The 24,562-nt window shown below is 58.0% G+C and carries 20 protein-coding genes; 4 read left to right on the plus strand and 16 right to left on the minus strand.

The features are described from left to right. Window positions 1-5 precede the first annotated feature (5 nt). The 16 genes from icmH to tssA all read right to left on the minus strand — a co-directional run bounded on the left by icmH (window position 6) and on the right by tssA (window position 17,094). Entirely contained in the window at window positions 6-881 is an 876-nt protein-coding gene (icmH, locus tag ACYZTU_RS00430; protein WP_461967239.1) for a type IVB secretion system protein IcmH/DotU, read from the minus strand. A gap of 5 nt (window positions 882-886) precedes the next feature. Then, entirely contained in the window at window positions 887-2,218 is a 1,332-nt protein-coding gene (gene tssK / locus ACYZTU_RS00435) for a type VI secretion system baseplate subunit TssK (protein ID WP_449645078.1), read from the minus strand. 2 nt (window positions 2,219-2,220) lie between these two features. Beyond that, window positions 2,221-2,721 carry a type VI secretion system lipoprotein TssJ gene (tssJ, locus tag ACYZTU_RS00440; protein ID WP_461967241.1) on the minus strand — a complete coding sequence of 167 codons (501 nt, stop codon included), beginning with the start codon at window positions 2,719-2,721 and terminating at the stop codon, window positions 2,221-2,223. A 5-nt stretch (window positions 2,722-2,726) separates the two neighbouring features. Next, on the minus strand, window positions 2,727-3,923 hold the full coding sequence (gene tagH / locus ACYZTU_RS00445) for a type VI secretion system-associated FHA domain protein TagH (protein ID WP_461967243.1): 1,197 nt from the start codon (window positions 3,921-3,923) through the stop codon (window positions 2,727-2,729). 17 nt (window positions 3,924-3,940) lie between these two features. After that, window positions 3,941-4,081 carry a hypothetical protein gene (locus tag ACYZTU_RS00450; protein ID WP_008030659.1) on the minus strand — a complete coding sequence of 47 codons (141 nt, stop codon included), beginning with the start codon at window positions 4,079-4,081 and terminating at the stop codon, window positions 3,941-3,943. 93 nt (window positions 4,082-4,174) lie between these two features. Beyond that, complete coding sequence (locus ACYZTU_RS00455; protein ID WP_461967245.1) at window positions 4,175-5,695, minus strand: sigma-54 interaction domain-containing protein; 1,521 nt, start codon at window positions 5,693-5,695, stop codon at window positions 4,175-4,177. Between the two features lie 10 nt (window positions 5,696-5,705). Next, window positions 5,706-8,354, minus strand: coding sequence for a type VI secretion system ATPase TssH (gene tssH, locus ACYZTU_RS00460; RefSeq protein WP_461967247.1), 2,649 nt, complete (start codon window positions 8,352-8,354; stop codon window positions 5,706-5,708). A 13-nt stretch (window positions 8,355-8,367) separates the two neighbouring features. Then, window positions 8,368-9,375 (minus strand): type VI secretion system baseplate subunit TssG, encoded by a 1,008-nt coding sequence (gene tssG / locus ACYZTU_RS00465; protein ID WP_449645082.1) that lies wholly within the window; start codon window positions 9,373-9,375, stop codon window positions 8,368-8,370. After that, window positions 9,339-11,126, minus strand: a complete 1,788-nt coding sequence (gene tssF, locus ACYZTU_RS00470; protein ID WP_461967249.1) for a type VI secretion system baseplate subunit TssF — start codon at window positions 11,124-11,126, stop codon at window positions 9,339-9,341. Before tssF ends, tssG begins: the two co-directional genes overlap by 37 nt. Window positions 11,127-11,198: 72 nt before the next feature. Next, window positions 11,199-11,639 (minus strand): hypothetical protein, encoded by a 441-nt coding sequence (locus ACYZTU_RS00475; protein ID WP_461967251.1) that lies wholly within the window; start codon window positions 11,637-11,639, stop codon window positions 11,199-11,201. Next, on the minus strand, window positions 11,636-12,556 hold the full coding sequence (locus ACYZTU_RS00480; protein WP_461967253.1) for a hypothetical protein: 921 nt from the start codon (window positions 12,554-12,556) through the stop codon (window positions 11,636-11,638). Before ACYZTU_RS00480 ends, ACYZTU_RS00475 begins: the two co-directional genes overlap by 4 nt. Beyond that, complete coding sequence (locus ACYZTU_RS00485) at window positions 12,549-13,067, minus strand: PAAR domain-containing protein (protein ID WP_461967255.1); 519 nt, start codon at window positions 13,065-13,067, stop codon at window positions 12,549-12,551. Before ACYZTU_RS00485 ends, ACYZTU_RS00480 begins: the two co-directional genes overlap by 8 nt. Before the next feature lie 10 nt (window positions 13,068-13,077). Beyond that, entirely contained in the window at window positions 13,078-13,485 is a 408-nt protein-coding gene (gene tssE, locus ACYZTU_RS00490) for a type VI secretion system baseplate subunit TssE (RefSeq protein ID WP_007894554.1), read from the minus strand. A 12-nt stretch (window positions 13,486-13,497) separates the two neighbouring features. After that, complete coding sequence (gene tssC, locus ACYZTU_RS00495) at window positions 13,498-14,973, minus strand: type VI secretion system contractile sheath large subunit (protein ID WP_094469955.1); 1,476 nt, start codon at window positions 14,971-14,973, stop codon at window positions 13,498-13,500. A gap of 28 nt (window positions 14,974-15,001) precedes the next feature. Then, the gene (tssB, locus tag ACYZTU_RS00500; protein ID WP_282376254.1) at window positions 15,002-15,505 is read right to left on the minus strand and encodes a type VI secretion system contractile sheath small subunit; all 504 of its coding nucleotides are present in this window, start codon (window positions 15,503-15,505) and stop codon (window positions 15,002-15,004) included. Between the two features lie 32 nt (window positions 15,506-15,537). Beyond that, window positions 15,538-17,094: a type VI secretion system protein TssA gene (gene tssA / locus ACYZTU_RS00505; RefSeq protein WP_461967257.1), complete on the minus strand. Its 1,557-nt coding sequence runs from the start codon at window positions 17,092-17,094 to the stop codon at window positions 15,538-15,540. Between the two features lie 674 nt (window positions 17,095-17,768). Here tssA and ACYZTU_RS00510 point away from each other — a divergent pair. From ACYZTU_RS00510 to ACYZTU_RS00525, 4 genes are all read left to right on the plus strand, one after another. Further along, window positions 17,769-19,796 (plus strand): type VI secretion system Vgr family protein, encoded by a 2,028-nt coding sequence (locus ACYZTU_RS00510; RefSeq protein WP_461967259.1) that lies wholly within the window; start codon window positions 17,769-17,771, stop codon window positions 19,794-19,796. Next, on the plus strand, window positions 19,793-20,641 hold the full coding sequence (locus ACYZTU_RS00515) for a DUF4123 domain-containing protein (protein ID WP_461967261.1): 849 nt from the start codon (window positions 19,793-19,795) through the stop codon (window positions 20,639-20,641). The genes ACYZTU_RS00510 and ACYZTU_RS00515 overlap by 4 nt, the downstream gene beginning before the upstream one ends. 580 nt (window positions 20,642-21,221) lie before the next feature. After that, window positions 21,222-22,013, plus strand: coding sequence for a hypothetical protein (locus ACYZTU_RS00520; RefSeq protein WP_461971190.1), 792 nt, complete (start codon window positions 21,222-21,224; stop codon window positions 22,011-22,013). Next, a complete protein-coding gene (locus ACYZTU_RS00525; protein WP_461967263.1) occupies window positions 22,010-24,340 on the plus strand; it encodes a lipase family protein in 2,331 nt (776 codons plus the stop codon). The genes ACYZTU_RS00520 and ACYZTU_RS00525 overlap by 4 nt, the downstream gene beginning before the upstream one ends. The last annotated feature ends 222 nt before the right edge of the window (window positions 24,341-24,562 follow it).

Genomic DNA, 24,562 nt, shown 5'->3' on the forward strand with positions numbered 1-24,562 from the left:
CCTGTTTACGGCTGCGACTGCGGCTGAACCGCGGCCGGATCTAGCTGCTGATAAGGTTGCAGAACGGTTTCGCGTTGCTCGCCCAATACCCAGGCGAAGCCCGAATACATCACCACCAGGCAAACTACGGTGAACAGCACCACCATCCACGCCGGCACGATGCGCACCAGGCTGCGGCGCTGATCGTTCAAGCCTTCCCAATGCGGCGACAGTTCGCGCGGCACGTCACCGCGCAATTGACGAATCTGACGATACAAGGCGTCGCGGATGCCTTCGAGTTCGAGCATGCCGCGGGCTTGCACCCGGTACTTGCCTTCGAAGCCCAGCGACAGGCACAGGTACATCAGCTCCAGCATCGGCAAATGCTTGACCGGGTTTTTCGACAGACGATCCAGCAGGCCGAAGAACTTCTCACCACCGAAGGTTTCGTTGTGGAAGCTGCTGAGCAGACTCATCTGCGACCATTCGCTTTCATTGCCCCACGGAGTGGTCACGACGGCTTCGTCGACCACGGTGCAAAGCACGTAACGCGCGGCCATCACCTGGCTGCTTTCGGCGCCGTTGTGCAGCGCACGCACTTCAAACAGTTTCAACCCGGCCGTCAGTCGCTCGTTGAGCGCGTACATGTCTTCGCGGGTGTCGCTGTGCTTGAGTCGCACCACTTCCGACAGCAGGTCAGAGGCAGCGGCCACCAGCGAGTTGAGGCTGATGTTGAACGCTTCGGCCGGGCGCAAACGCGCGGCGTAGATCATCCGTTCTTCGAGCTGTTCGAAACGCGGTGGTGCAGCGAAATCTGTCAGCGGACTTTGCGCCGGGCCGTGGCCCTGGCGGTCGAGCAGGACGGTTTTATCGTCCTGGTTATGTTCCATGTCCTTGATCATGTCGGTCAGTTCCTGATGGCCCAGAATTTCAGTTCAAGCTCGGCAAATTCGCCGGACACGTGGAACGCGAAGCCGCCGGAGCGCTCGAGTTGTGCCAGGTCTTCGGAACTGAGTTCGAGAATGAAATAGGTTTTGTTGGAGTGGAACGCGATCTGCCTCGGGGCCACCGGCAACGGTTTGACCTTGATGCCAGGCAGGTGCAGGTTGACCAGTTGGCGGATGCGCTCCACCGGGCCGACCTTGAGGTGCGCCGGCAAACGTTGGCGCAGTTCTTCAGAGTCGCAGTTGGCACTGGCGGCGAGCACGAACGAGGCCGAGCCCAGCAGTTTGTGGTCGTGCAACGGCGAAACGATGATCCCGTACTGACGCGCTTGCAGCACCAGTTCGATGGCGTGCTGCTCGAGCACCATCGAAAGCACCTGACGAATCGCTTCCATCAGTTTGCGGAAGCTCGCGCCCTGGTCGCTGTGCTGGTAACGGCTGTCCAGACGCGGGCGTTTGCTGTCGCTGGAGAAGGTCGCCAGATCGCCGAGCATGGTCAGCAGCGTGCGGTACAACTCTTCCGGGTGAACCTGTTCAAGGCCGAGGTAGTGGCGCAGCAGCAGTTCGGTGCGGTTGATCAGCTGCAGCATCATGAAGTCGCCGACCTCCGCGCCACCGACTTTGCCGTTGGAACGGATGCGCTCGGCGATGGTGTCGCCCCGGTGGCCGAGCATGCTGATGACTTCCTTGAGGCACGACAGCAGGTAGCTGGACGAATGCGCCTGAAGGAAGGTCGGGACGAAGTCCGGGTCGAGGCTGATCACGCCGTCGGGCGTAGTGTCGAGCACTTCGCAGATCTTCAGTTTCACGTAGGCCTGGTCGCTCTGCTGCTCGCCGAGCAACAGTTTGAAGTCCGGACGGGCGCAGCTGACCTGGCTGGCAGAGTCGTCGCCGGCGTTGGAGTCGGCGACTTCCGCTTCGTACGCGGTATAGCGCGCCAGCACGTCGGATTGCTCTGGACGGCGCGACTCGATGTGGTTGCCGGTGACCAGTGGCAGTGCCAGGTAGATCGGCGTATTACCGGTGTTCGGCGGCACGTCGAGGGCCAGCGGCTCGGTGTTGCCGCCGAGTTCGAACAGGCTGCCGTCCGGCAGAATCCCCGAGGCCTGGCTGATCACCAGTTTGCCCATGTTGAGGAACTGCAAGTCGATGTCCAGGTTCAGGAAGCCCCAGGTGTAGCTGCCCAGCAACTGAGTGCGGGTCTTCATCTGGTGATCGTAGTAGCGATCGTTGTGCTGGAAGTGCTGCGGGCGCAGCAGCATGCCTTCCTGCCAAATGACTTTGTGGGAATTCATGATCAGTCATCCGCCTTGGCGAGCGTTTCGTTGCTGTTGCGGATACCCGCCTGGTCGAGGGTCAGATCAGCGTTGGTGACTTCCACCGGAGTGATTTGCACCGTGTAGCGCCATTTGGTTTCCGGCAGATCGCGGTAGGCAGCGAGGATGCCGACGTAACGACTGCCCTTCTCCACGCTGAGTTTCATCTCCACGGTTTCACCCGGGCGCAGCTCGATTTCTTCGCTGGCCACCAGGTCCGGGGCCAGGGATTCCTTGGCGCGCTCGTACAGGCTGAAGAAGTCAGCGTTCTCGAACGTCACCGGGTGCTTAAGCTCGAACAGACGTACGACGATTGGCGACGGACGCCCGTTGAGGTCCGGGTTCAGCTGATCGCTGGCGGTCAGCTTCAGGTTGAGTTTGGTGACGTGGGAATACGGCGACAGCGACGAGCAGCCGGCCAGTAGCACCAGGGCGGTGAGCGCAGTCAGCGTCTTGAAAAAAGCGGTCGAGCAGCGAGACATGCGCATCATCCTTGGTGGTCGGTGTGAAGGGTGGAAATCAGGCGGATCTGTTCTTCGTAGGCCTGGGCAAAGTCGCGGGCCAGCAGGCGCTCGCTCCAGTCATCGTCCTGACGCAAGGCCTGGTGATAACGACCGTAAGCTCTCCAGCGGCTGCCGGACGTGGCGAGCAACGGCTTGTTGTCGCGCTCGAATCTCAGGGTCAATTGCTGTGGCGAGAAGTGCTCCAACGTGCCGCGAACGGCAGCGCGGCTAGCGGTCAACAGGGCCACCTGATGCGCCTGCAAATCGCGGAACGCACGGGAGATTGCTTGCTCGGCCGGCAACTGGCCCGGCTTGTTCGGTTGCAACAAAATGCCCAGCGCTTCACCGGCATCGACGGCGAATTTCAACGGGTTTTTGTGGGTGCCTTGCACGGTGGTCTGGGCCAGGCGCAGTTCGTTTTTCAGTTCGCTGCGGGTGCGCAGGCTCTGCTGCAAACCGCCGACGCTTTGCTTGAGCAGGCGTGCAGCGTTCAGCGCCAGGGCTTCGCGGGCGTCGTGGTCGAGGCCTTTGAGGTCTACGCCCAGCACCGCGCCGAAGTGCTCCCAGAAACCTTCACTCTGGCGCTCGACCGCTTTTGGCGGCGGGGCCGGTGCTGGCTCTGCCGGGGCGTTGATCAGCTCCGGGACCATCAGGCTTTCCATGTCGATACGTGCGTAGTCGGCGCGCTGACGGGTGTCCTCGAGGGTGGTGCTCGGGGAGATCAGTTCGTCGATTTCCGAATACACGCGCTCTTGCTGATCGAGGGCATTAAGCGGATCAAGGTCCAGAAACGCATCGTCCGGAATGATGCTGCCTGCCGCTTGCGGACGGCCGACTTCAACGTCGAAGGTCGCCGGGTCGCGAACCAGCCGCGCACGGATCTCGAAGTCGCCCAGCACGTAGACGCTGCCGTGCTCGATGCGCATCGCTTCGCCCTTGCGCAGGCGCGCGCCGCTTTCGCTGTCCTGGATACCGTTGCTGCTGGTGTCGGTCAGGAAAAACGTGCCTTCGCGGTAGCTGATTAACGCGTGGTGGTTGGACAGGTGACGCTTGCGGTCCGGAATGATCCAGTCGCAATCCTCGCCCCGGCCGATCACGCCGCCGGCCTGTTTGAAGGTCTTCTGGCACAAATCCGTGGGCACGAACTGCTTGGTGTTCAGCATCTCGAAAACCAGTTCCATGGTGATACTCCTTGCGGTCACTTGCCGCGATTGACCGCCTGCGGATCACCCAATGGGCGATAGGTGTTGTCGTTGAATTTGTAATTGCCGCTACAGCCGCCGAGGCCGCATAGAACGACGAGGGTCAGCAGGACGGCTTGCCAGTGACGAACAGACATCAGAGGGTCTCCAGGGGTAGACAAAGTACAAAGCGCCGACCCGTTTGGGCGGCGCTGTTAGAAGCGGATGAGGTGAAATCGACGGTCTTTTGCCTAGCCATCGAAGTCACCCAGATTGATATTCAGGCGCCCGAGGCGGTACAGCAGCGTGCGGCGTGGCAGCCCGAGTTCGCGGGCCGCGAGGGTCTGGTTGCCGTCGTTTTTGCGCAGGCAAGCGAGCAACAGACTGCGCTCTACCTGCTCCAGGCGTTCGCGCAGGTTCAGGCCGCTGCTGTCTTCCGGCATGGCTTCCATGCGCAGAGAGAAATGCTCGGCCAACAACTCACCGCCCTCGCACAGCAATACCGCGCGTTCGACCAGGCCTTTGAGTTCACGCACGTTGCCGGGGAAGGCATATCCGGACAGGTGATCCAGCGCCGCATCGGACCAGCACACCACATCGCGCTGCAAGAACGAGCAGGCCTTGTCGGCGAAGTGTCGGGCGAGGTCGAGGATGTCACCTTCACGCTGACGCAGCGCCGGCAACTCGATCGGGAATTGCGCGAGGCGGTAGTACAAGTCCTCGCGGAATTTGCCTTCACTGACCAGCACCGATAAATCCCGGTGAGTCGCGGCGATGATGCGCACGTCGATCTTGTGGGTGTCGTTGGAACCCAGTGGGCGGATCTCGCCTTCCTGCAGAACCCGCAACAGCTTGGCTTGCAGGGACAACGGCATGTCGCCGATTTCATCCAGTAGCAAGGTGCCGCCGTTGGCCGCGTCGAACAGGCCGGCGCGATCACGATCAGCGCCGGTGAACGCACCTTTGCGGTAGCCGAACAGTTCACTTTCCAACAGGTTCTCGGGGAACGCCGCGCAGTTCTGCACGATGAACGCCTGAGAACGTCGCGGGCCGCAATCGTGTATCGCCCGCGCAACCACTTCCTTGCCAGTGCCGGTTTCGCCGCGCAGCAGCACGGTATAAGGACTGTGCAGAACTTTGCTGATCAGTGAATAGGTCTGGCGCATGGCCGAACTCTTGCCGATCAAGCCATAGCCGCTGGCACTCGGGACGCTGACCTTCGCCGGTCGTGCATCACCGGTCGGCTGACGCAAACGTTGCAGCAAATGCAGTTGGCCAAGGACGAACGAGCCCAGTTGACCGAGGGAATCGGCGAAGCCTTGCAGGTCGATGTGCCGGCGACTGGCACACAGCAGCAAGCCTTCGACGGCCTTCTGCTGATTGACCAGCGGCACACACAACAGCGACTGCCAAGGCGTGGCCTGAGGCGGCAGAAAACTGGTTTCGTGCAGGCTGCCGCTCAGTTCGCTGAGGCATACCGCGCGGTTCTGACACAGGGCGAATTGCAGCAGTTGTTCACCGTTGTAATCCGCCGACAGGCTCGCCGCTTCCCGAGGCTGCAGGATGCCGTTCAGGCACTCGGCGTTCATTCCCAAGCACGTGTGGGTCGCGTCCAACAGGTACAACTGAGTCAGCTCACAACCGCTGAGCTCGGCCAACCCGCGCACAAAGTCACCCTGCAGCGCAGCACCGTCCGCCGCCCGCGACAAGCTGGCGAACTGCGCCAGCAAGGCTTCGGCATAGACCAGCGGTTGCGGCACTTGAGTGAACATCACACCCACCTCAGGCGAACTCGCAGGTCACGCTGGCGTTGCCGTCGAGCGTCGCGTGGACACGCTTGAGGCTTTCGCCTGTGGCCATCGCATCGAGCAAGCGGTCGGCCACCAGTGGCAGCACGTGCAGGTCGAGCAAATGGTCGATCAGGCGCGCGCCGCTGTCGCTCTGGGTGCAGCGTTCGGCCAAGTGATCGACGAGGTCCTGCGAGTAGGTGAAATCCAGCTGACGACGATTCAGGCGCTCGCCCAAACGATCGAGTTTGATTTCGATCAGTTCGCGCAGCACCGGGCCGCCGACCGGGAAATAAGGCACCACGCGCATCCGCGCCAGCAGTGCCGGTTTGAAGTGCTTGCTGAGGACCGGGCGAATGGTTTCTTCGAGAACTTCGGCCGATGGGCGTGCGCCGTTTTCGCAGAGCTCGCTGATGCGGTCGCTGCCCAGGTTCGAGGTCATCAGGATCAGCGTGTTGCGGAAGTCGATCTCGCGCCCTTCGCCGTCGTTGGCCACACCTTTGTCGAAGATTTGGTAGAACAGGTTGAGCACGTCCGGGTCGGCTTTCTCGACTTCATCGAGCAGCACCACCGAGTACGGTTTCTGACGCACGGCTTCGGTGAGCATGCCGCCTTCGCCGTAACCAACGTAGCCCGGCGGCGCACCGATCAGGCGCGAGACGGTGTGTTTCTCCTGGAACTCGGACATGTTGATGGTGGTGATGAAACGATCACCGCCGTATAGCAAATCCGCCAGGGCCAACGCGGTTTCGGTCTTGCCGACGCCGCTCGGGCCAACCAGCAGGAACACGCCCACCGGCGCATCGGGTTTGTTCAGACCGGCAGCGGTAGCGCGCATCGAGCGATCCAGTGCGTGAACCGCTTGTTCCTGACCACGGATGCGCGTGCGCAAGTCGGTGGCGAAGCTCGCGACCTTGGCGTTGTGCTCGCGGGCCAGTTGCGCCAGCGGCACGCCGGTCCAAGCGCTGATCACTTCGGCCACCAGACGCGGGCAGACTTCGAAGCTCACCAGACGCTCTTTGAGCTGGGCATCGGTCAGGGCGCGGTGGGTTTCGTTCAGCGCGGCTTCCAGGGATGCGACGCTTTGCGCTTCATCAACCGCCAGCGTCTCGATCACTGTGCCTTCGGCGTCTTCTTCAACCGTGACGGTAGGCTCGACGGCAGCGGCTTCGCGCGCCTTGGCCAGTTGCTGACGCAGATCCAGCAGGCGCTCGGCCAGTTCTTTCTGTTCGGTCCAGAGAGCTTCCAACGCGACCATTTCGTCTTCAGCGACGGCCAGGCGATCTTCTAAAGCGTCCAGCGCTTCGTGATCGATCAGCAAGCCTGCTTCAGCATCACGGCGCAGAGCCTGACGCTGACGGCCACCTTCGGCCAATTCACCGCGCAGGCGCTCCAGGCTTTCCGGTGCGGCGGCAAGGCTGATGCGCACGCGGGCGCACGCGGTGTCGAGCACGTCGACGGCTTTGTCCGGCAGCTGACGGCCCGCGAGGTAGCGAGCGGACAACTCGGCCGCCGCAACCACGGCGTCATCGCGTAAGTAGATGCCGTGGCTCTTCTCGTAAACCTGAGCGAGGCCACGGAGGATGGTCACCGCTTCGCTGACGGTCGGTTCGTGCAGTTGCACCGGTTGGAAACGACGGGCCAGGGCCGGGTCTTTTTCGAAGTACTTCTTGTACTCCGCCCACGTGGTGGCGGCGATGGTGCGTAACTCGCCACGGGCCAAGGCTGGCTTGAGCAGGTTGGCTGCATCGGAGCCACCAGCGTTGCCGCCCGCGCCGATCAGCGTGTGGGCTTCGTCGATGAAGATGATGATCGGTTTCGGCGAGGCTTTGACTTCGTCGATCACGCCTTTGAGGCGACGCTCGAACTCACCTTTAACGCTGGCGCCCGCCTGCAACAGGCCCATGTCCAGCGACAGCAGCTCGACGCCTTTCAAAACTTGCGGCACTTCACCGGCGGCGATGCGCGAGGCCAGGCCTTCGACGATGGCGGTTTTACCGACGCCGGCTTCACCGACCACGATCGGGTTGTTTTTGCGGCGACGGGCAAGGATGTCGATCATCTGGCGGATCGCGCCATCGCGGCACAGCACCGGGTCGAGTTTGCCGTCGCGGGCCTGTTGGGTCAGGTTGTGGGTGAAGCGCTCCAGCAGCGATTCGCCGGGCACGGCCGTTTTACCCGTCGCCGGTTGCTCTTTTTGCGACAGGGCGAATTCTTTCAGGCGCTCGATATTTAGTTTGGCCAGCAACGACTGGTAGCGGCTGCCGGCATAGCGCATCGGATTGCGCAGCAACGCGAGGATCAACGCGGCTTGCTCGACCTGACTTTGGCCCAGTTCAAGGTTTGCCACCAGCAAAGCATCTTGCAGCCACTGCACCAGTTCCGGCGCGAACACCGGGTTACGCGAAGCGCTGTGCTCGACCCGCGATTGCAAAGCGGCGCTCAGTTCACCGGCATCGACGTCGGCGTCTTGCAGCGCGCGTGCGAGCAGGCCTTGCGGGCGCTCCAGCAAGCCCAGCAACAAGTCTTCGACGAGGATCTTGCTGCCGCCACGGGCGACGCAGCGTTCGGCCGAACTTTCCAGGTCACGACGGGTTTCGGCGTCCAGCGCCTGGATAAGTTGTTGCAGGTCTACGTTGATCATAGGTCTCACGTCCTTAATGAATTTTGCTGCCCAGGGTCACCACGCCGTCCGCTTTTTCGCGGCCGAGCCAGCTGGTCCATCCCAGGCGACAAGCGTTCTGCTCACCGATGCGCAGTTCGCGGATTTCTTCCTGGCGCAGGACCAGGCGAATGTCGTAATCGAGCGGGTCACGCAGGGTGAACCGCACCAGCGCGCAGAGCGGCTGGTAGCCGAAACCGATCGGCAGGAACTCGTGAAAGCGTTGCCAGTCGAGCTCACCGATGTGAATGCGGAATTTGCCGCTGCGGTCGCGCACGTGTTCGCCCAGCACCAGGTCTTCGCCAAGCAGGCTGTTGGCGCGGCCCAAGCGATTGCGTTGCTCGTCGAGAATTTCGACGCGACGCTCGATGCACTGCTCGATGGTCAGTTCGGCGTGTTTGAAGTAGTAACGCAGCACCGCTTCGATCAGCGCCGCCGAGTGCGCCCGCAAGCTGAGCAAACCGAGGTACGGCAGCAGGCGTTTCCAGTTCAGCTCCTGGGCCTTGCGGATCTCCTCGCCACCGAGGCCGATCAACGCAAACAGCTGCGAAGAAAACGGGTCAAGGGCGCCGCTCTGGAAGCTCGCGCGGTAACGGTACTTGCGCCAGATCGGCAGCATCAGCCGTTGCAGGCGATGGTGGAACAAGTCGAGGAAGTTGCGGGTCGGATTGCCGTCTTCGCTGTCGCCCAAGGCCTGTTCGCCGTAGAACGCCGGCAACGGCGAACCGGAACCGACCAGGCCGATCAGGTTGAAACGCAAACGTGCACGCATCTGCCCGTGCTCTTCGAAAAACTCCACGCGATCGACATCACTACCGGGGAAACCCAGGCTCGGATTGGCCTGAAATTCCAGCTGGTCGTACAGATCGTCTTCGCTCAGGTACGGGTGCGCCTCGCGCAACCGGTCAACCACCAGCAACACGGCCTGAAACAGCGAGTACTCGCGTATTACCCGGGTCAGCCCGCTTAAAGCAGGGGTTGCAGACCCATACGTGGTGTCCATTGGTACACCTCTCCCTGTGTGCTTTTTACCCGCAGCTCGTGGTACGAATTGAGACTGGCGTAAAGCGCGAAAAACTCGTTAAGAACTGAAGCGAAAACGAACAGGTCGCCCTCTCCGATATACCCTTCCGGGTCGATGGTCAGCTCGGTGCGCAACCCGCGTACCGGCAACCCTCGGTGCAATCGGTCGACGTGTTGGTGCTTGATCGACTTGAGCCCGCCCAGGAGGCGTTTACTGACTTTTTCCGCGTGTTGGTCGTAGTAGCGCGGCAGGTCGTAGGTTTCGAGAATCACCTTCAACGCATTGACGTCGGCCAGCGATAGATAGTTAAGCGACATGTTGCTGATCAGCTTCCAGAGGAAGTCACGGTTCAGCGGCGGTGCATAACTGGGAGTGGCCGGGGTGATGTTGCGGAAACTCAAGAACTCCGGGGTGTCTTCACAGGCCATGCAGATGTCGCCGAGCTTGAGCTTGCGCGGCAGGTTCTGGTTGGTGCACATCAGCTCGATCGACAGGGTTTCGTGGGCTTCGGTGTGGCGAATGCCGAAGCTCAAGTAAGTGTCGAGGCCGTTGTGCAACGAAGACGAACGCTGGCGGATGCTGTAGTGCGGACGGCTGTTGGGCACGTCGAAACTCGGGTCGTGCTCAAAGGATTCAAACGGCACGTACTCTTGATAACCAAGGCCGCCGGGCTTCCAGCCGGTGACGGTTTCCACGGAAAACACGCCGCAGTTTTCCAGGCCGAATTCGGCCGGCAGCAGCAGGTATTCGTCCTGTTTGCCGTCGAGGCGGATCGGCAACGCATCGTGTTTGAACAGGTTGACGATCGGCGTGCAGTAGAGCTTCACGTTGTCCAGGGTCGGACGCAGACGCTGGATGCCGCTCTTGCGAATGTCGAAGCGTAATTCCAGACCGCGCATCTGCTTGAGCGTGTCTTCCGGTAAGGCCTTGAGCAGGTCCAGACCGTTGATATCGACGAACAGGAATTTGTCTTGGAAGGCGAAGTATTCTTGGAGGTAGCGATAGCCGCGGAAGGTGTTCAGCGGATATGGGATCAACGCTTCTTCTTCGGCAAAACCCACCGGCTGCACGCGGTCGCCGGGCATCTTGAATGCCATTGGCGTGCCGTTCACGCCGTTAATCGGTTTTCCGGCACCGTCCAGCGGGACCAGTTCGATGCCTTCCAGGTTGCGCAGCAGGCTCAGGTAAAGCATCTGGCTGATGTAGCGCTCACCCGCGAAGTGCAGACGCAGCCGGCTCAGTTCCAGCTCGCCGAGGTGACCGTCGGCGCTCATTTCCAGACGCAGACTCAACAACGAACCGTCGCCTTTCACCGAGTAATTCAGCGCGGCCAGGTCCAGCGGCAACACCTCGGTCGGGTAGCACGTGCGGAAACGGCAGCGCACATCATCGACCGGCACACTCTCAACCGGCGTATCACGCTCGACCCTCAACGCAGGCCCGGAACGCTTCAACGGGTCAAACTGCAAAATGCTGAACGCCGGCAGCGGCCGCATGTAGTTGGGCCACAGCAGGTGCATCAGCGAGTGGCTGAGCTCTGGCAATTCATCGTCGAGCTTCTGCCGCAGGCGCCCGGTCAGGAAGGCAAAGCCTTCCAGCAACCGCTCCACGTCCGGATCCCGCCCGGCCTGGCCGAGGAAAGGCGCCAACGCCGGGCTACGCTCGGCGAATCGACGACCTAACTGGCGAAGTGCGGTGAGTTCGCTTTGGTAGTAGTGGTTAAAGGACATTTCTAGCTACCTGATTTTGGGTTCGTGTGAATTCGCTAAATTCGTGAGCCGACTGCTACTGCTGATCTCTGACTACAGTTTTTGGCGGAAAAATCTTTTGACAACTTGATAAATAACTAGGGTGACAATCGAACAGAAATACCCCGCAACCAACAAATAAGGTATATATGCCAACCATTCAACCATTAGCCTAAGACCAGCCAAGTGGCCGCTGATTAAATAAATCACGCCGTACAAAAACCACGGTGCGGCATAGAAGGGTATAAAAATAACCGGAGCCCAACACGCGAGCCGGACGACTTCACGCTCGGTTTTTCGATCAATGACTCGCGATGCCCAAAATGCAAATATGAAATATGCACCCACGCCAAAAGCCAATATGAACATATGAAAAAACTGCTTCCACCCTCCGATGGGTGTTACAGGAGGCAATAGAGTGTCCACAATAAATAACAGTGGCAATAAAATTGCGGGCATCCATACTGCCCACTTGAAATAGCTTGAATAGGTCATTTTACAGCAGGCTCGTTTTGGGCATCTGGCAATGACTCGAAATAGATGTATTTCCATCGTTCATCGTTCGGATTCAACTTCAAGAAAAAGTCGTTCCACTCCGTTATTGGTCGCATGTCCAAACGGTCTTTGTTCAACTTTTTTCTACGCAGTTCATTACCTAAGTTACCGCTGAAATTACCGCTATCGTCAATCTCCAGACGAATCGCCGACTCAATCATTGGGTAAGTGCCCTCACCGGGCAAGGACCAAGCAGCACCGCCTTTTCGAACATGAACACCGAGAAACACTGCCTTGCCAAAGGCGTCAGAAATGAACGCCTCGCAGTTTGGGAAACCATCACCTTTAATGTGAGTAGCAATATCAATGTATTTAGAAACGCGGTCGATCGTCAGCGTGATCTTATAGCTGACATCGAGACTCGGAACAAAAGTCTTGCCAGTCAGAGCTTTTGCGGTTTTTGACCCATAAACAGCATGATTCTCCCCTGCATAGTTACCTTCAATAACTATTGTAGTGACAGCGCCTTTCTCAGTTTTAGCGGATGGCGGCCCACCCCCTCTAGGCTTTAGTTCTCCGTCATAACGTACATGTTCACCATTCGCCATACCGGAATCATTAGACTCAGTTTGAACAAAGAGAACTTCGTTTATAGCCGAGTTAATAAAAAACTTATGCCAGATTCGCGAAGTTACTTCAGTACCTGCCACCCCCGACAGACCACTCGGCTTTAAAGAGTAACTTCTCGCGTCACCTTCAAAAAAAGCGCCAAACAACCCGAAATTTTTACCTGGATGAAAAGATCGAATGTTGATTTCATAAGTAGCTAGTTTCGCCAACTTTACCGTTACAACTTGCCCTTCATTACTATGAGAGGGTGTTGATGGAGCTTGGGCCAATAACGCTTGATTAGGCATGAGCCACACCTCCAGGCGTAACTAACGAAATCTTGAGCATTTGAGATGACTTCCCTGTCGTAACGCACTTGGTATGACCCGTTGCGTCAGTCACGCCTTCGTGGATTTCGCCGTCTGCTGTCTCTATTCGATAACCATAATTTGCAATCGGGTTACCTTCATCGTCCCGCAAAACAAAAAAATCGTTGAAGTAACCTGGCATTGGAACAGGAGGCACAAACGGCACCGGCGAATGCGAATTCCCGATAATCACCGTCCCGGACCCGGCCGTAACCTTGTTGCCATGCGTCCCAACGGAATCCACCGTCGCAGCCGGTTTCCCGTTAATCAAAACCGTCGTCGCCAACCCGCCCGACATCGCACCACCACACGCCGAGGCATCGCCTTGGCGGGCGGCCGCGAGGCCGTCGAAGAAAACGTCGCCGGAACCGGCGGCAATCGGGTTGGTGCCGTGGCCGGGGAGCGGGCAAGCGGTGGGGTCGGTGACGCGGGCTGCGGGTTTGCCGGACATACGAATCTCCTTAGTTGACCTTGACTTGACCGCTGCCATCCAGGCGCGCGGCGAAACTGACCTGACGCTTGAAACCATCAACTTCCAGCAAGCCTTCGATGCTAAAGGACAGGCGAAGCTGATCGTTGTCACGCGGCAGGGAAATGACACGCACATTGCTCAGGCGTGGCTCGTAGGCTTCGATGAAATTTTCGATGGCCAGACGGGCCTGACTCAGGGAGTCGTGCAGGCTCAGACGCATGTCATTGAGATCGGGTAGCCCGTAATCGGACAGCGTTTGCACGCTGCCCGCACGGGTGCTGAGCATCTTGGCCAGATGGGCAGCCACCGACGCCATGGCGGAAACCTCGCGGCTCCAGCCGACGCGTTTGTCCGCGTCGCCACCCAGGCGTTCGAAAAGGCTGCCATATCCAGTCATGAGTCGCTCCGCTTACTCTTTGTCCAGCTTGCCAACCAGCGACAGGGTGAAATCGGCACCCATGTACTTGAAGTGCGGGCGCACGTTCAGGCTGACGCGGTACCAGCCAGGCTCGCCTTCAACATCGCTGACGATGATCTGGGCAGCGCGCAGTGGACGACGGCCACGAACTTCGGCACTTGGGTTTTCCTGGTCGGCCACGTACTGGCGGATCCACTTGTTGAGTTCCAGCTCGAGGTCGGTACGTTCTTTCCACGAACCGAGTTGCTCGCGCTGCAGCACTTTCAAGTAGTGAGCCAGGCGGTTGACGATCATCATGTACGGCAGTTGCGTACCGAGCTTGTAGTTCAGCTCTGCTGCCTTGCCTTCAGCGCTGATGCCGAAGAATTTCGGCTTCTGCACCGAGCTCGCGGAGAAGAACGCCGCGTTGTCGCTGCCTTTGCGCATGGTCAGGGAGATGAAGCCTTCCTCGGCCAGTTCGTATTCACGACGGTCGCTGACCAAGACTTCGGTAGGAATCTTGGTTTCGATTTCGCCCATGCTTTCGAAGTGGTGCAACGGCAGGTCTTCAACCGCGCCACCGCTCTGCGGGCCGATGATGTTCGGGCACCAGCGGAATTTGGCGAAGCTGTCGGTCAGCTTGGTGCCGAACGCGTAGGCGGTGTTGCCCCACAGGTAATGCTCGTGGCTGTTGGCGACGGTTTCTTTGTACACGAACGATTTGACCGGGTTTTCTTCCGGGTCGTACGGGTTACGCAGCAGGAAACGCGGCACGGTCAGGCCAACGTAACGGGAGTCTTCCGACTGGCGGAAGCTCTGCCATTTGGCGAATTGCGGGCCTTCGAAGTGATCTTTCAGATCCTTCAGGTCCGGCAGACCGGTGAAGCTTTCCAGGCCGAAGAATTTCGGGCCGGCCGCCGCGATGAACGGCGCGTGGGACATGCAGGCAACGCTGGAGACGTACTGCATCAGTTTCACGTCCGGCGAGCTTGGGGACATGAAGTAGTTGGCGATAATTGCGCCAACCGGCTGACCACCGAACTGGCCGTATTCAGCGGTGTAGATGTGCTTGTACAGGCCAGACTGCATCACTTCCGGCGAATCGTCGAAATCGTCCAGCAGGTCTTCTTTGGAGACGTTGAGGATTTCAATCTTGATGTTTTCGCGGAAATTGGTGCGATCAACCAGCAACTGCAGACCACGCCACGACGACTCCAGGGACTGGAAAGCCGGGTGGTGCAGGATTTCGTCCATCTGGCGGCTGAGCTTGGCATCGATCTCGGCGATCATGCGGTCAACCATGGCTTTCTTGACCGGCTCACCGTTGTTCTGCGGCTTGAGCAGTTCTTCGATGAAGGCCGACACACCACGTTTGGCGATGTCGTAGGCTTCGTCGTCCGGCGTCAGGCGTGTCTCGGCGATGATGCTGTCGAGAATGCTGTATTCGCCGTTCTCTTTGCTCTTTTGCTGTGCTGCGCTAGTGCTCATTGTGTTGGCTTCCTTGGCTGATGGAGACTCAGGCGTCCTGGGCTGCGGCGTTCAGGCCCAGCTCACCCAGTACGCGACCGCGGGATTCGTCGTCGGCAAGAACGCCTTCGATGGCTTTGCGGAACGCAGGCGCGTTACCCAGCGGGCCCTTGAGGGCCACCAGCGCGTCGCGCAGTTCCATCAGTTTTTTCAACTCAGGCACTTGCTCGACCAGGCTGGCCGGGTTGAAGTCCTTCATCGAGTTGACGCGCAGTTGCACGCCCAGCTCTTCAGTGCTGCCCTCTTCCTGAAGGCGGTTCGGCACGTTCAACGTCAGGCTCAGCTCTTGCTTGGCCAGCACTTCGTCGAAGGTCATTTTGTCGATGCTGATCGGCTTGCGATCTTCGACTTTTCGTTCGTCCTTGCGGTGGGTGTAGTCACCGATTGCCAGTAGTTTCAACGGCAGTTCAATCTCTTCCTGTGCACCACCGGTGGCAGGTTTGAAAGTGACGTTGATGCGTTCCTTGGGGGCTACCGAGCCTTCTTTGGCCATGGCTTTTCTCCTTGCGGTTGTGGCCCTGGGGCCTATTCGAGTACCACTTCGAGATCGAGGTGGCACAGCCTGCGATAAATCTCTTCCTTGCGTTCACGTACGGCATGGTTCTGCGGTAACAACTCGCAACAGCTATGCAGTAAATGCAGCACTTCCAGCGCAAGATCGGGCTCCCAGGCGTGCAGGCCTGAGTCCTGTAATGTTTGGTCTAGGGTTTCGAGCTGGGTCTTGGCCAGTTCGTATTTCTTGGCCATGAAGCACAGCCGCGCGAGGGCGAACTGCCAGAAGAATCGGACGCGTCCGCCGTGGGCGATTTGCAGGCCTTGCTTGAGGATCTGCACGGCGGCCTTGAGGCCGTCCTTGCGCAGGATCGGCAGGACTTCTTCCAGGGCCACTTCCCAGGCCGGCTGGCTGTCAGCGACTTCGACCTTGCGCGGCGCACTGGCGCTTTGCAGGTGCGGCATGACGTGGGCACTGACCCAGGCGCGGGTGGCGGGATCAGCAAATGGCGCGCCGTCGTGGAACCGCAATTCGACGATGCCGGGCAGGCGCTGAATCAAAAGCGCGAAGTGGATTTCCACTTCGCGCATAGCCATCTCGGCGTTGAGCCCCTGAAGGCATTCCCAGACCATGCGCTGGCCATCGAACCAGAATGGCGCCTTCGCCAGGCTCGCCTCCAGTTCCACCAGCAGGTCAGCGTATTTGGCCTGGTCGTAACGGTCCTGGTAGGCCTTGAGCTTGTCGGCAGGCAAACCACGCAGAACGGTGATTTGCTCGGCATTGCGCTCGGGCACCGCGTCGATGGGCAGCCACAACAGTGTGCGATTGAGGCGCAGGGCGCGCAGGTCGGTGGCTTTCTGCTTGAGCCACCAGGCACACAGCGGACGGGCGCTTTCTTGCTGGGCGCGGAGGGCTTTGTGGGCTTCTTTCTCGTTGTCGATCGGCGCGCCGGGAGTGAACAGCTGCGTGGCGGCCTGCTTGACCTGGGCCACGGCGGCCCCTACCACACCGGGCTCCGGCTGGTTGTCAGCGGCACGCTGGACCATGTTTTTCAGGCGGCGGGAGATCGGCAGCAGCAACGGCGCATCGTCGCCCAGGTGTTCGGTGCAGGCAGCATCGAGGCCCTCCAGATGTTCCACCAGACGGCGGAACAGCGGCAGCTGCTCTTTGATCGCGATGTTTTCGTTCAGCACCTGCTCAAGACGCGGCACCAACCAACTGATGGCAGCGGAGCGGGTGCGGGCCTTGTGGGGATGAATTTCGGCCCAGTGGTTCTCGCACAGGTGGTGCAGAAGTCCAAGGCCGGCCAGCAGCCCCTGGAAGGACTCGCGCTGGTACAGAGCCCAGGTCAGCCAGGCACCGACTCGCAAATCCTTGGACTGGGTGCGCAGCAGGTTTTCACTGTTTTCGCGGATTTTCAGCCAGTCGATCTGACCGCTTTCGTGCATGGACTGGGCTTTGCCCAGCTCGCTTTCCAGCGCCTCATATTCGCTCGAAAAGCGAACATCCTCGCCCGCGAAATTCTCCTTGGAAACAGAGGCTTTTGCGAGTTCAAGGTAATGAGCGGAAAGTTTGCTTGAGTAGGACATCCATGGCCTTTAATTAGGATTACAGTCATACGCCTATTGGAATTCCAACGACGCGAGACAGAATCAAAGAGCTGCGATGAGTCTCATCCAATTGAGTTCGTGCTCTTTCAAGTGCGCGCATCGTAATCACAATGATGGCCACTAGCAAGCATCCCTTTAAACAATAAGACGAAGCGTGCTTATTTCCTATAGGAGATCGCCCTATATGTAGCAAGGGAATCCCTGAGATCCGTTTAATATCTCGTTTTCTGGACAGCCGACCTGAAACCATTGAGATAGAGCCTTCCTTTTGACCCAGGATAATCTCAGCCATATGCATCGCCGGTTCGCTCCCTGAGGCAGGCGTGAAGCATGCCAAAAATAAAAAAAGATAAATGTAGGAGCATTCCGAAATGTTACCGATATCGATGAATAAATCGACGAGTGACAACAGCCAATAAGAAAAGTGCCATCATCGTGATGGCACTTTGCATTAAATCCAAAGTTCCAAAATGGAACTTTCAGTATCGCGGAAATTTCTTACCGCACTTCCGGATCCCTCCTACATCAACCCTTTGGATGCCTTGTTAGCGTGCACGGCATTTTGTCGACTTGCTCAAGCCGAGCATGGTTCAGGCGTCGCGATTTTTCTCTCTCAGCTTAAGGACGAGCTAACAAAGCAAAAGGATAAGCGCATGTTCGCACCGGCCAATGCTGCCCTCTTCACGCTTGTGATCCCAACGGTTCGCAACGTTTTTAAAGTGCTGGCCTTCGAAGGAGCTGAAACCATCAGCGCCTTGTACGCAATTCACGTCGACCTAGTCAGCGAGTACCCGGATTTCGATTTGGAGAGCCTGCTTAGCCAACCCGCATTTCTCCAATTCGGGCTTAACGGCGAAGGTATTCATGGCCGTATAGAAAACGTGGTCGTGAGTGAATCTGGAATACGCCTGACCCGTTATCACTTGACCCTGGTGCCTGCGCTGCACTACTTGCAATTCAGCCACGATCATCGGATTTTCCAGAATCTGACGGTGCCGCAAATCATCACTCAGGTTCTCCAAAGGCACGGCATCCAGACGGATGTGTTCACCTTTCATGTCAGCACCAGCGTCGAGCGCGAGTTCTGCACTCAATATGGGGAAAATGACTTTGAATTCGTCCAGCGCCTGTGCGCCGAAGACGGTATTGCATGGCATCACCAGCATTCGCCTGAAAGTCATTTGCTGGTGTTCACCGACGACCAGGTCTTTTTCCCGACGCTAGGCGCAACCCCCTATCGGCAAGACACCGGCATGGTCGCCGAGCATCCGGTCGTCAACCGGTTCGCCATGAGTTTCAGCACTCGCACCAGCACAGTCACACGCCGCGACTATGATCTGAAACGCCCTAGCCTGTTGCTGGAAAGTCGCTTCACGGCCGAGTTCACCCCAGCGCTTGAAGACTATCGCTATCCGCTGCTGATGAAGACTGAAAAACATGGCAAACAGCTGGTCCGCCAAGCACTGGAGCGACACCGTAGCGACTATCAGTTGGTCGAGGGAGCAAGCGATCAGCCGACGCTGCGCAGCGGTTACTTGTTCGACCTGACCGAACACCCGCGCACAACCTGCAACGGCATGTGGTTGCTGGTGAGCCTTCATCACGAAGGGAAAGAACCGCAATCCCTGGAAGAAGCACTCGTCAGCGACGCCAAACCCGCGGACGGTTTCACTCAAGGCTACCGCAACAGTTTCAGCGCCATTCCGTCGGACGTGCTCTACCGCCCTCCTCTGCGCCCCCGAAAGCCTGTGCTGGTCTGCCAGACCGCCCGTGTTACAGGGCCGCCCGGAGAGGAGATTTTTTGCGACGCGTACGGCAGGGTTCGCGTCGAGCTGCCTTGGGATCGAGCAGAACTCAACAGCGAAAAAAGCAGCTGCTGGCTACGGGTTGCCTCCAGTTGGGCGGGCGAGGGATTTGGTGCAGTGACGATCCCGCGCGTCGGGATGGAAGTGGTCGTGACGTTTCAGGAGGGCGATCCGGATCAACCGTTGATCACCGGTTGCGTGGTCAACAAGGTCACGTCCGTCGCTCATCAACTGCCCGAGAACAAAACCAGAACAGTGCTACGCAGCCAAAGCTCACCGCGCAATGGCGGCTACAACGAATTGTCGATTGAAGACCGCGCCGGGCGGGAAAAAATCTACCTGCGCGCACAACGCGACATCGAGCAATTGATCCTCAACGACAGCCACAGTCTGATCAACAACGACCGCTTCGAGCAGGTGGACAACCACAGCACCAGCCTGATCAAAGGCAAGGAGTTGCACACCACCCAAGGCATGCGCAGCACGGTGATCGGCGGTGATGAGTTGATCACGATCAGCGGCAACAGCAGCACAACGTCCGCCGGTTCGCTGGTTATTCACGCCGGTCAACAGGCGCACGTCACCGCCAGCAACGTGGTGATCGATGCAGGCATGAGCCTGACGCTCACGGCGGGTGGTCACCACATCGTCATCAACGCCGGCGGGATCTTCAGCAGCGTGCCCATCGTCGAGGGCGGTGCGCCACTGGCGGGTATTCAGCCGCTACAGGCGCTACAAGCTCCGGCTCGCACTGCCGATGCCGTCATCGCCAACCCAATGTCCATCGTCGCCAGCGCCCGACAGCAGGCGGCGGACTACTGCCCGCTTTGCGAGGCCTGTTTCGCTGGCCAATGCAGCATTGGAGAAGTCGCATGAATACCCTTGAACAATGGCTGCTCGAACAATCCCGGTCTGGACGGGAGCTCTACCTGATGCTCGATACTGACAGTCAGCTCGACGAGCGCAACGCGTTAACCAAGGAACTGGGCGCCGATCAGTACCGCAATCTGTATGTGGGGACGGCGGCTAACTCAATGGCGCAAGTAGGCCCAGTTCTTTTTCAGGTGAGTACCGTCAACCATCCGGTCATCCAGTCGCTGCTCGCCACGCCCGAGCGTCATTGGGGCTGGCTGGCCAGCGCCGCCCTCACGGACCTTGATGCTTTGGTCACTCACTGGCGCGACCGGCTGGTAGTCGGCGAGCGCCCGAATCTGGCGCTGTATCGCTTCCAAGATAACCGCGTACTGGGACGAGCCCTGGCCTATCTGCAACCGGAGCAGTACGCCGATTATCTGGGGCCGATCGCCAGCGTCTGTTATTGGCACGCCGAGCAATGGACGGTCACAGACAACCCTGACCCCGGCGAACACCCGCTGCCGCTCGAACCGGCGTGGCTGAAAACCCCGACGCCGGAGATTGTCTACGCGAACGTGCAGTTCGATAACACGCGCCGCTACCTGATCCGTAAGCACACCGAAGCTCTGGCTTGCCTCGCTGGAGAGCGGGATGTGGATGACTGGTTGTGGGGATTGATTCAATTGGCTCGTTTGTGGAGTTGGCAGCAACCGGAGCAGGTGCATTTTTTGCTGACTCAGTGCTTGAAGGCGCCGGGTTACCTGCCGCCCAAGACCTGGCAACCGAAGCCGGACGAGGACTCGGCAGCGCATTTTGAGCGGGTGTCTCAGCAAGTGCTGTATTGGGAGGGAGATGCACACTTATAAAGCGCGTCGTCAGTACCTTAAAAACGTACGAAATCACCCAATCAATGCAAACTTTCAAAACGACAATATGAAAAAAATTAAATTAGTAGCAAACAGAATGATCGTAATTTTGATTACGACCTCTTTAACTGGTTGCATTGGTTACACCCTAAAAACACCTGATCCTTATACACGCAGCGGAGACAAAACAACCCGTGAGTGGTGTGGGATTACGTTATGGGCTCTAATTTTACCAATCCCATTAATGCTGCCTGTATGCAAAATGTACAAGGACCAAAAATTCAACTCTGATTTTTATGCGTGCGGCCCTCTTATGTTTCTAGGACCTTTAGTTCATAGCTACAAAGGGAACGCTTTGTGTGGAAAATTCCCCGGATAATCAAAGGTAAGCGCAGAAGTGAAGTGAGTTTGATTGTGTATGCGGAGAAAAACTTGCTATCGGCTGCGGCGGATACACCAGCACCTTCCGCATGCCGGCCGGTCGCCACACTTCCCCCATTTACGCAGGCTGTACGGAAAACAAGGACGTAACGCCATGACGCATCAGAAAGCGCTGTATTCGCGGGGATATGTCCCGCACATCAAACCAATCGTTCAAAGCCTGACACTCAACAGTTGCCTCGCCCTGACCCTGGGTTGCTCTGCTGTCGGTAAGCCAAATACTTTTACCTTCGTCCCCGACTTCCCGCCCAACTTCAAGTACGAGCTGAAAGTCATCTACCTCCCCGCCAAAGGGGAAACATGCAGCTTGCCCGGAGGGCGAAATTTCCAGGTCAGTTTCAATAAACCCAATATGGAATACGAGGCCACTGCCGAAATTGAGCTGTACAGGACCGTGAGCGACTGCCCGATGGCGTTGAACCTTGTGGAGCTCAAGGTCATAGGCGTTTTTGGCCCGGAACGAAGTGACAGCAGCTATGACTTCGCCTCATTTGCTGTGCGTCCAGAGTTGTTGGAGCGACACATGGGCACGTTCAGCGATGACGGCACAGGTGAATTCTTCGGCGAATGCCAGTGGGCTTTTCGCACAGTCGGCCCCAAGCGTTATCTGATAAAGCTGCTCACCTGCAAAAAAATGGATGCACAGGGAAATGTCGCCAAACGTCGTCCGTTCACGGCGTACACGCTGACTCAGTTACCGGGGAAAACAGTAAGACTGAAAATCAAGTTGGCCGAGGAGGAAAAACCAGCAATAGGTGATACCTGGAGCAAAGTACCTGGCGGATGGAAACGCTGTATGGGCGACAATTTTGAAGACCAATACGCCTTTTGTTACGGCAATCATAAAGATTTCAGCACATTCAAGATGGTGGATGAACGGATCTGTACCATTTACCCAGGCTGTACGGAAAACAAGGACGAAACTCCATGAGCATTGAACCTTTAGCCGCTAGTGACGTGCCATTCATGAAGGGCAACATTCACGCCTGCCCATTGCGTGGCCATTCAACGAGTTTTCAGTTGGTGGACGAGTTTGGCGATGGCAAGCCGTATGCCGGTTTGACCTATGAAGTTACTGATTATGAAGACACCATCTACACTGGAAAGCTTGATGCGACCGGTTCCGCGAAGTTGGACAACCACTTTTGCGGCCCAGTGGTACTCAGACTGAATAATCTCTATCAAGGAAGTGAGAAAACATACACATTTTTGCGGGGAAGACCGCACTACCCACTCCCCATCACCGAACTTCAAGTACGCGCCGAAAAAACCCGTTTTTTCAACAAGTCAGGCGTACGAACCCAAGTCAATCCCGCAAAAGACCTCGCTGCCCCCACTGACTATTACCAGGTTGAAGTCAGTGAACTGGTAAAACATGTAGCGCACTTACCGCCACTGGCTTTCCGTCGCGATCCACCGAACATGGTGGTGCACAAACTGCTGCGCTCCACTCCCAAAACCAGAGCTTTCACGATTGTCGATAAAAGCGCCCCGGATGGGGGGCTCAGCGCGGTCTTCAGTCAGATGGACATGGCGACGGTCGAGCTTGGGTTTTTCCCGCCACCACCCAAACCAAAGGGCATCGCCCTACTGCCAAACAAACATCATGTGATGGAGGTGCGCCCCATGAGGGCTCTACGCCCTTTGTTGTCGACCGGCAACGAATTTTGCGCACTTAACCTCTATCAATTGGCGTTGATGGCAACCCTGAGTTACACCGATTTTGGTCAGGAACCGAACACACAACCGGTCAAAACAGACAGTGTGAGCTTCCCCTTGCAGCCAACCAGCGGTAACTGGTTCGGCCATGCGCTGCCGCAGTTTGATGAACTGTGGAAAGTCGATGCCACACAGACGACGAAGTACTACCCGCTGTATGAAGAGGTGCCTTACTCGAAACGGCTCGAAGTGGCGCCGTTCGACCCGTTGCTTTACCCCGAGGTCAACAATCCAGAATTGGGTGATGAACAGGAACACCCGGCCAAACTGCACTTTCTCGATGATCGCAACAAGGAAAACAGCACGGACACCCAAGCCTTCATCACCCACCACGACGAGTTGATATTGGTTAGCGTGCGCGGAACCAACGAACTGTGGGCCGACGGCCTGCGTGATGCGCATGCCCAGCAGGTTCCTTTTGAAGAAGGGGAAGGCAAGGTTCACAACGGCTTCTACGGAGCCGCCATGGTGGCTTACCCGTTTGTCGTGAGCTATCTGGAAAAATTCTACAGCGGACAAAAACTGCTGATTACCGGGCACAGCTTGGGCGGGGCGGTGGCACTGATACTGTCCGAAATGCTGCGGCGTAATCAACGCTATGAACTGGATATCGTGCTCTACACCTACGGTGCCCCCCGTGCCGGCGACGCAACCTTCATCGAAAGCGCCCAGCCCCTGAATCATCACCGGATCGTCAAACACAACGATCCCGTTCCGAGCGTGCCCGCTACGTGGATGAATACGCCGTCCGTGCCGATGTATTACAAGCATGGAGCGATAATTGTGCTGAACCCCGCCATTGGCTTGGCATACCTGGCTGTGAACATGATCAACTTCGGGGGCGAGCCCTACGGGCACCACGGCAAGCTGCGCCACTTCATGCCAGTGGTATTTGGCAAAGAGCACAAGTCCTCGATTCTGTGGGAGCCGGGTTGCAGCACGATCAACGATCACGGCTGTGCAGAGGCGTTGCATCAGATCAACGGCCTGCCCAAACGTGGCTCACTCCTGCGGCAGATGACGGAGGCCTCCGATCACTCGATGGTCGGCAGCTACATCCCCGGCTGCTGGGCCAGCCTGCGCCGCTGGCAGGAGGCGCAAGAGCGCAAGAGATCACTGGTGACCCTGAGGGAGTTCAACTGGATCAACGACGGCTTGAAACGCATCAGCGATCAACTGGACAACATCAAACGGAACATCGCAAAGAACCCCAGCGCACACGCCAATTACCATCAAGACGCGCAAAAGACGGAGGCTCTCAGCGAGGAAAAGGAAAAGATTCAGATGACCCGGGATCGCCTGCTGGCCCTGCACGGCCAGCAAGTCACCGAGGCCGACGTATATGGCAGCTACGCCGACCAGCCCGAGTGGGTACAGGAAAATCTGCTGCGCTGGAAAGCCCATCCGGAAAACATCGTTCAGGAACAGCTCGCGATGATTCCGCCAGCGGCCGTAGATCATGACGCGGCCATTGCGGCAATTACGGGCGGACACGCGGTGGGTGCGCCATTCCATTTGGATATTGATTCGATTATTTAGTGAGGCTATGGCGACAGGGGAATCCCTGTCATCCCTCTCTCGGCACGACGATGTGCCCGCAAATGGAAGTTGGTACGGAATGCCGATTTTTTCGGCAATTAAACACCGCGCCAGCGTTTGTTTAAAAACCCTCCGGGTTACTTCCTGAGAGCTACAACACCTTGCGCCGTTACCTACAGCTACGCCAGAATCCGCCGGCTTGTGCGCCTTGGGGCTGGTCGG

The organism is Pseudomonas sp. HLT2-19-2 (genome assembly GCF_054898005.1).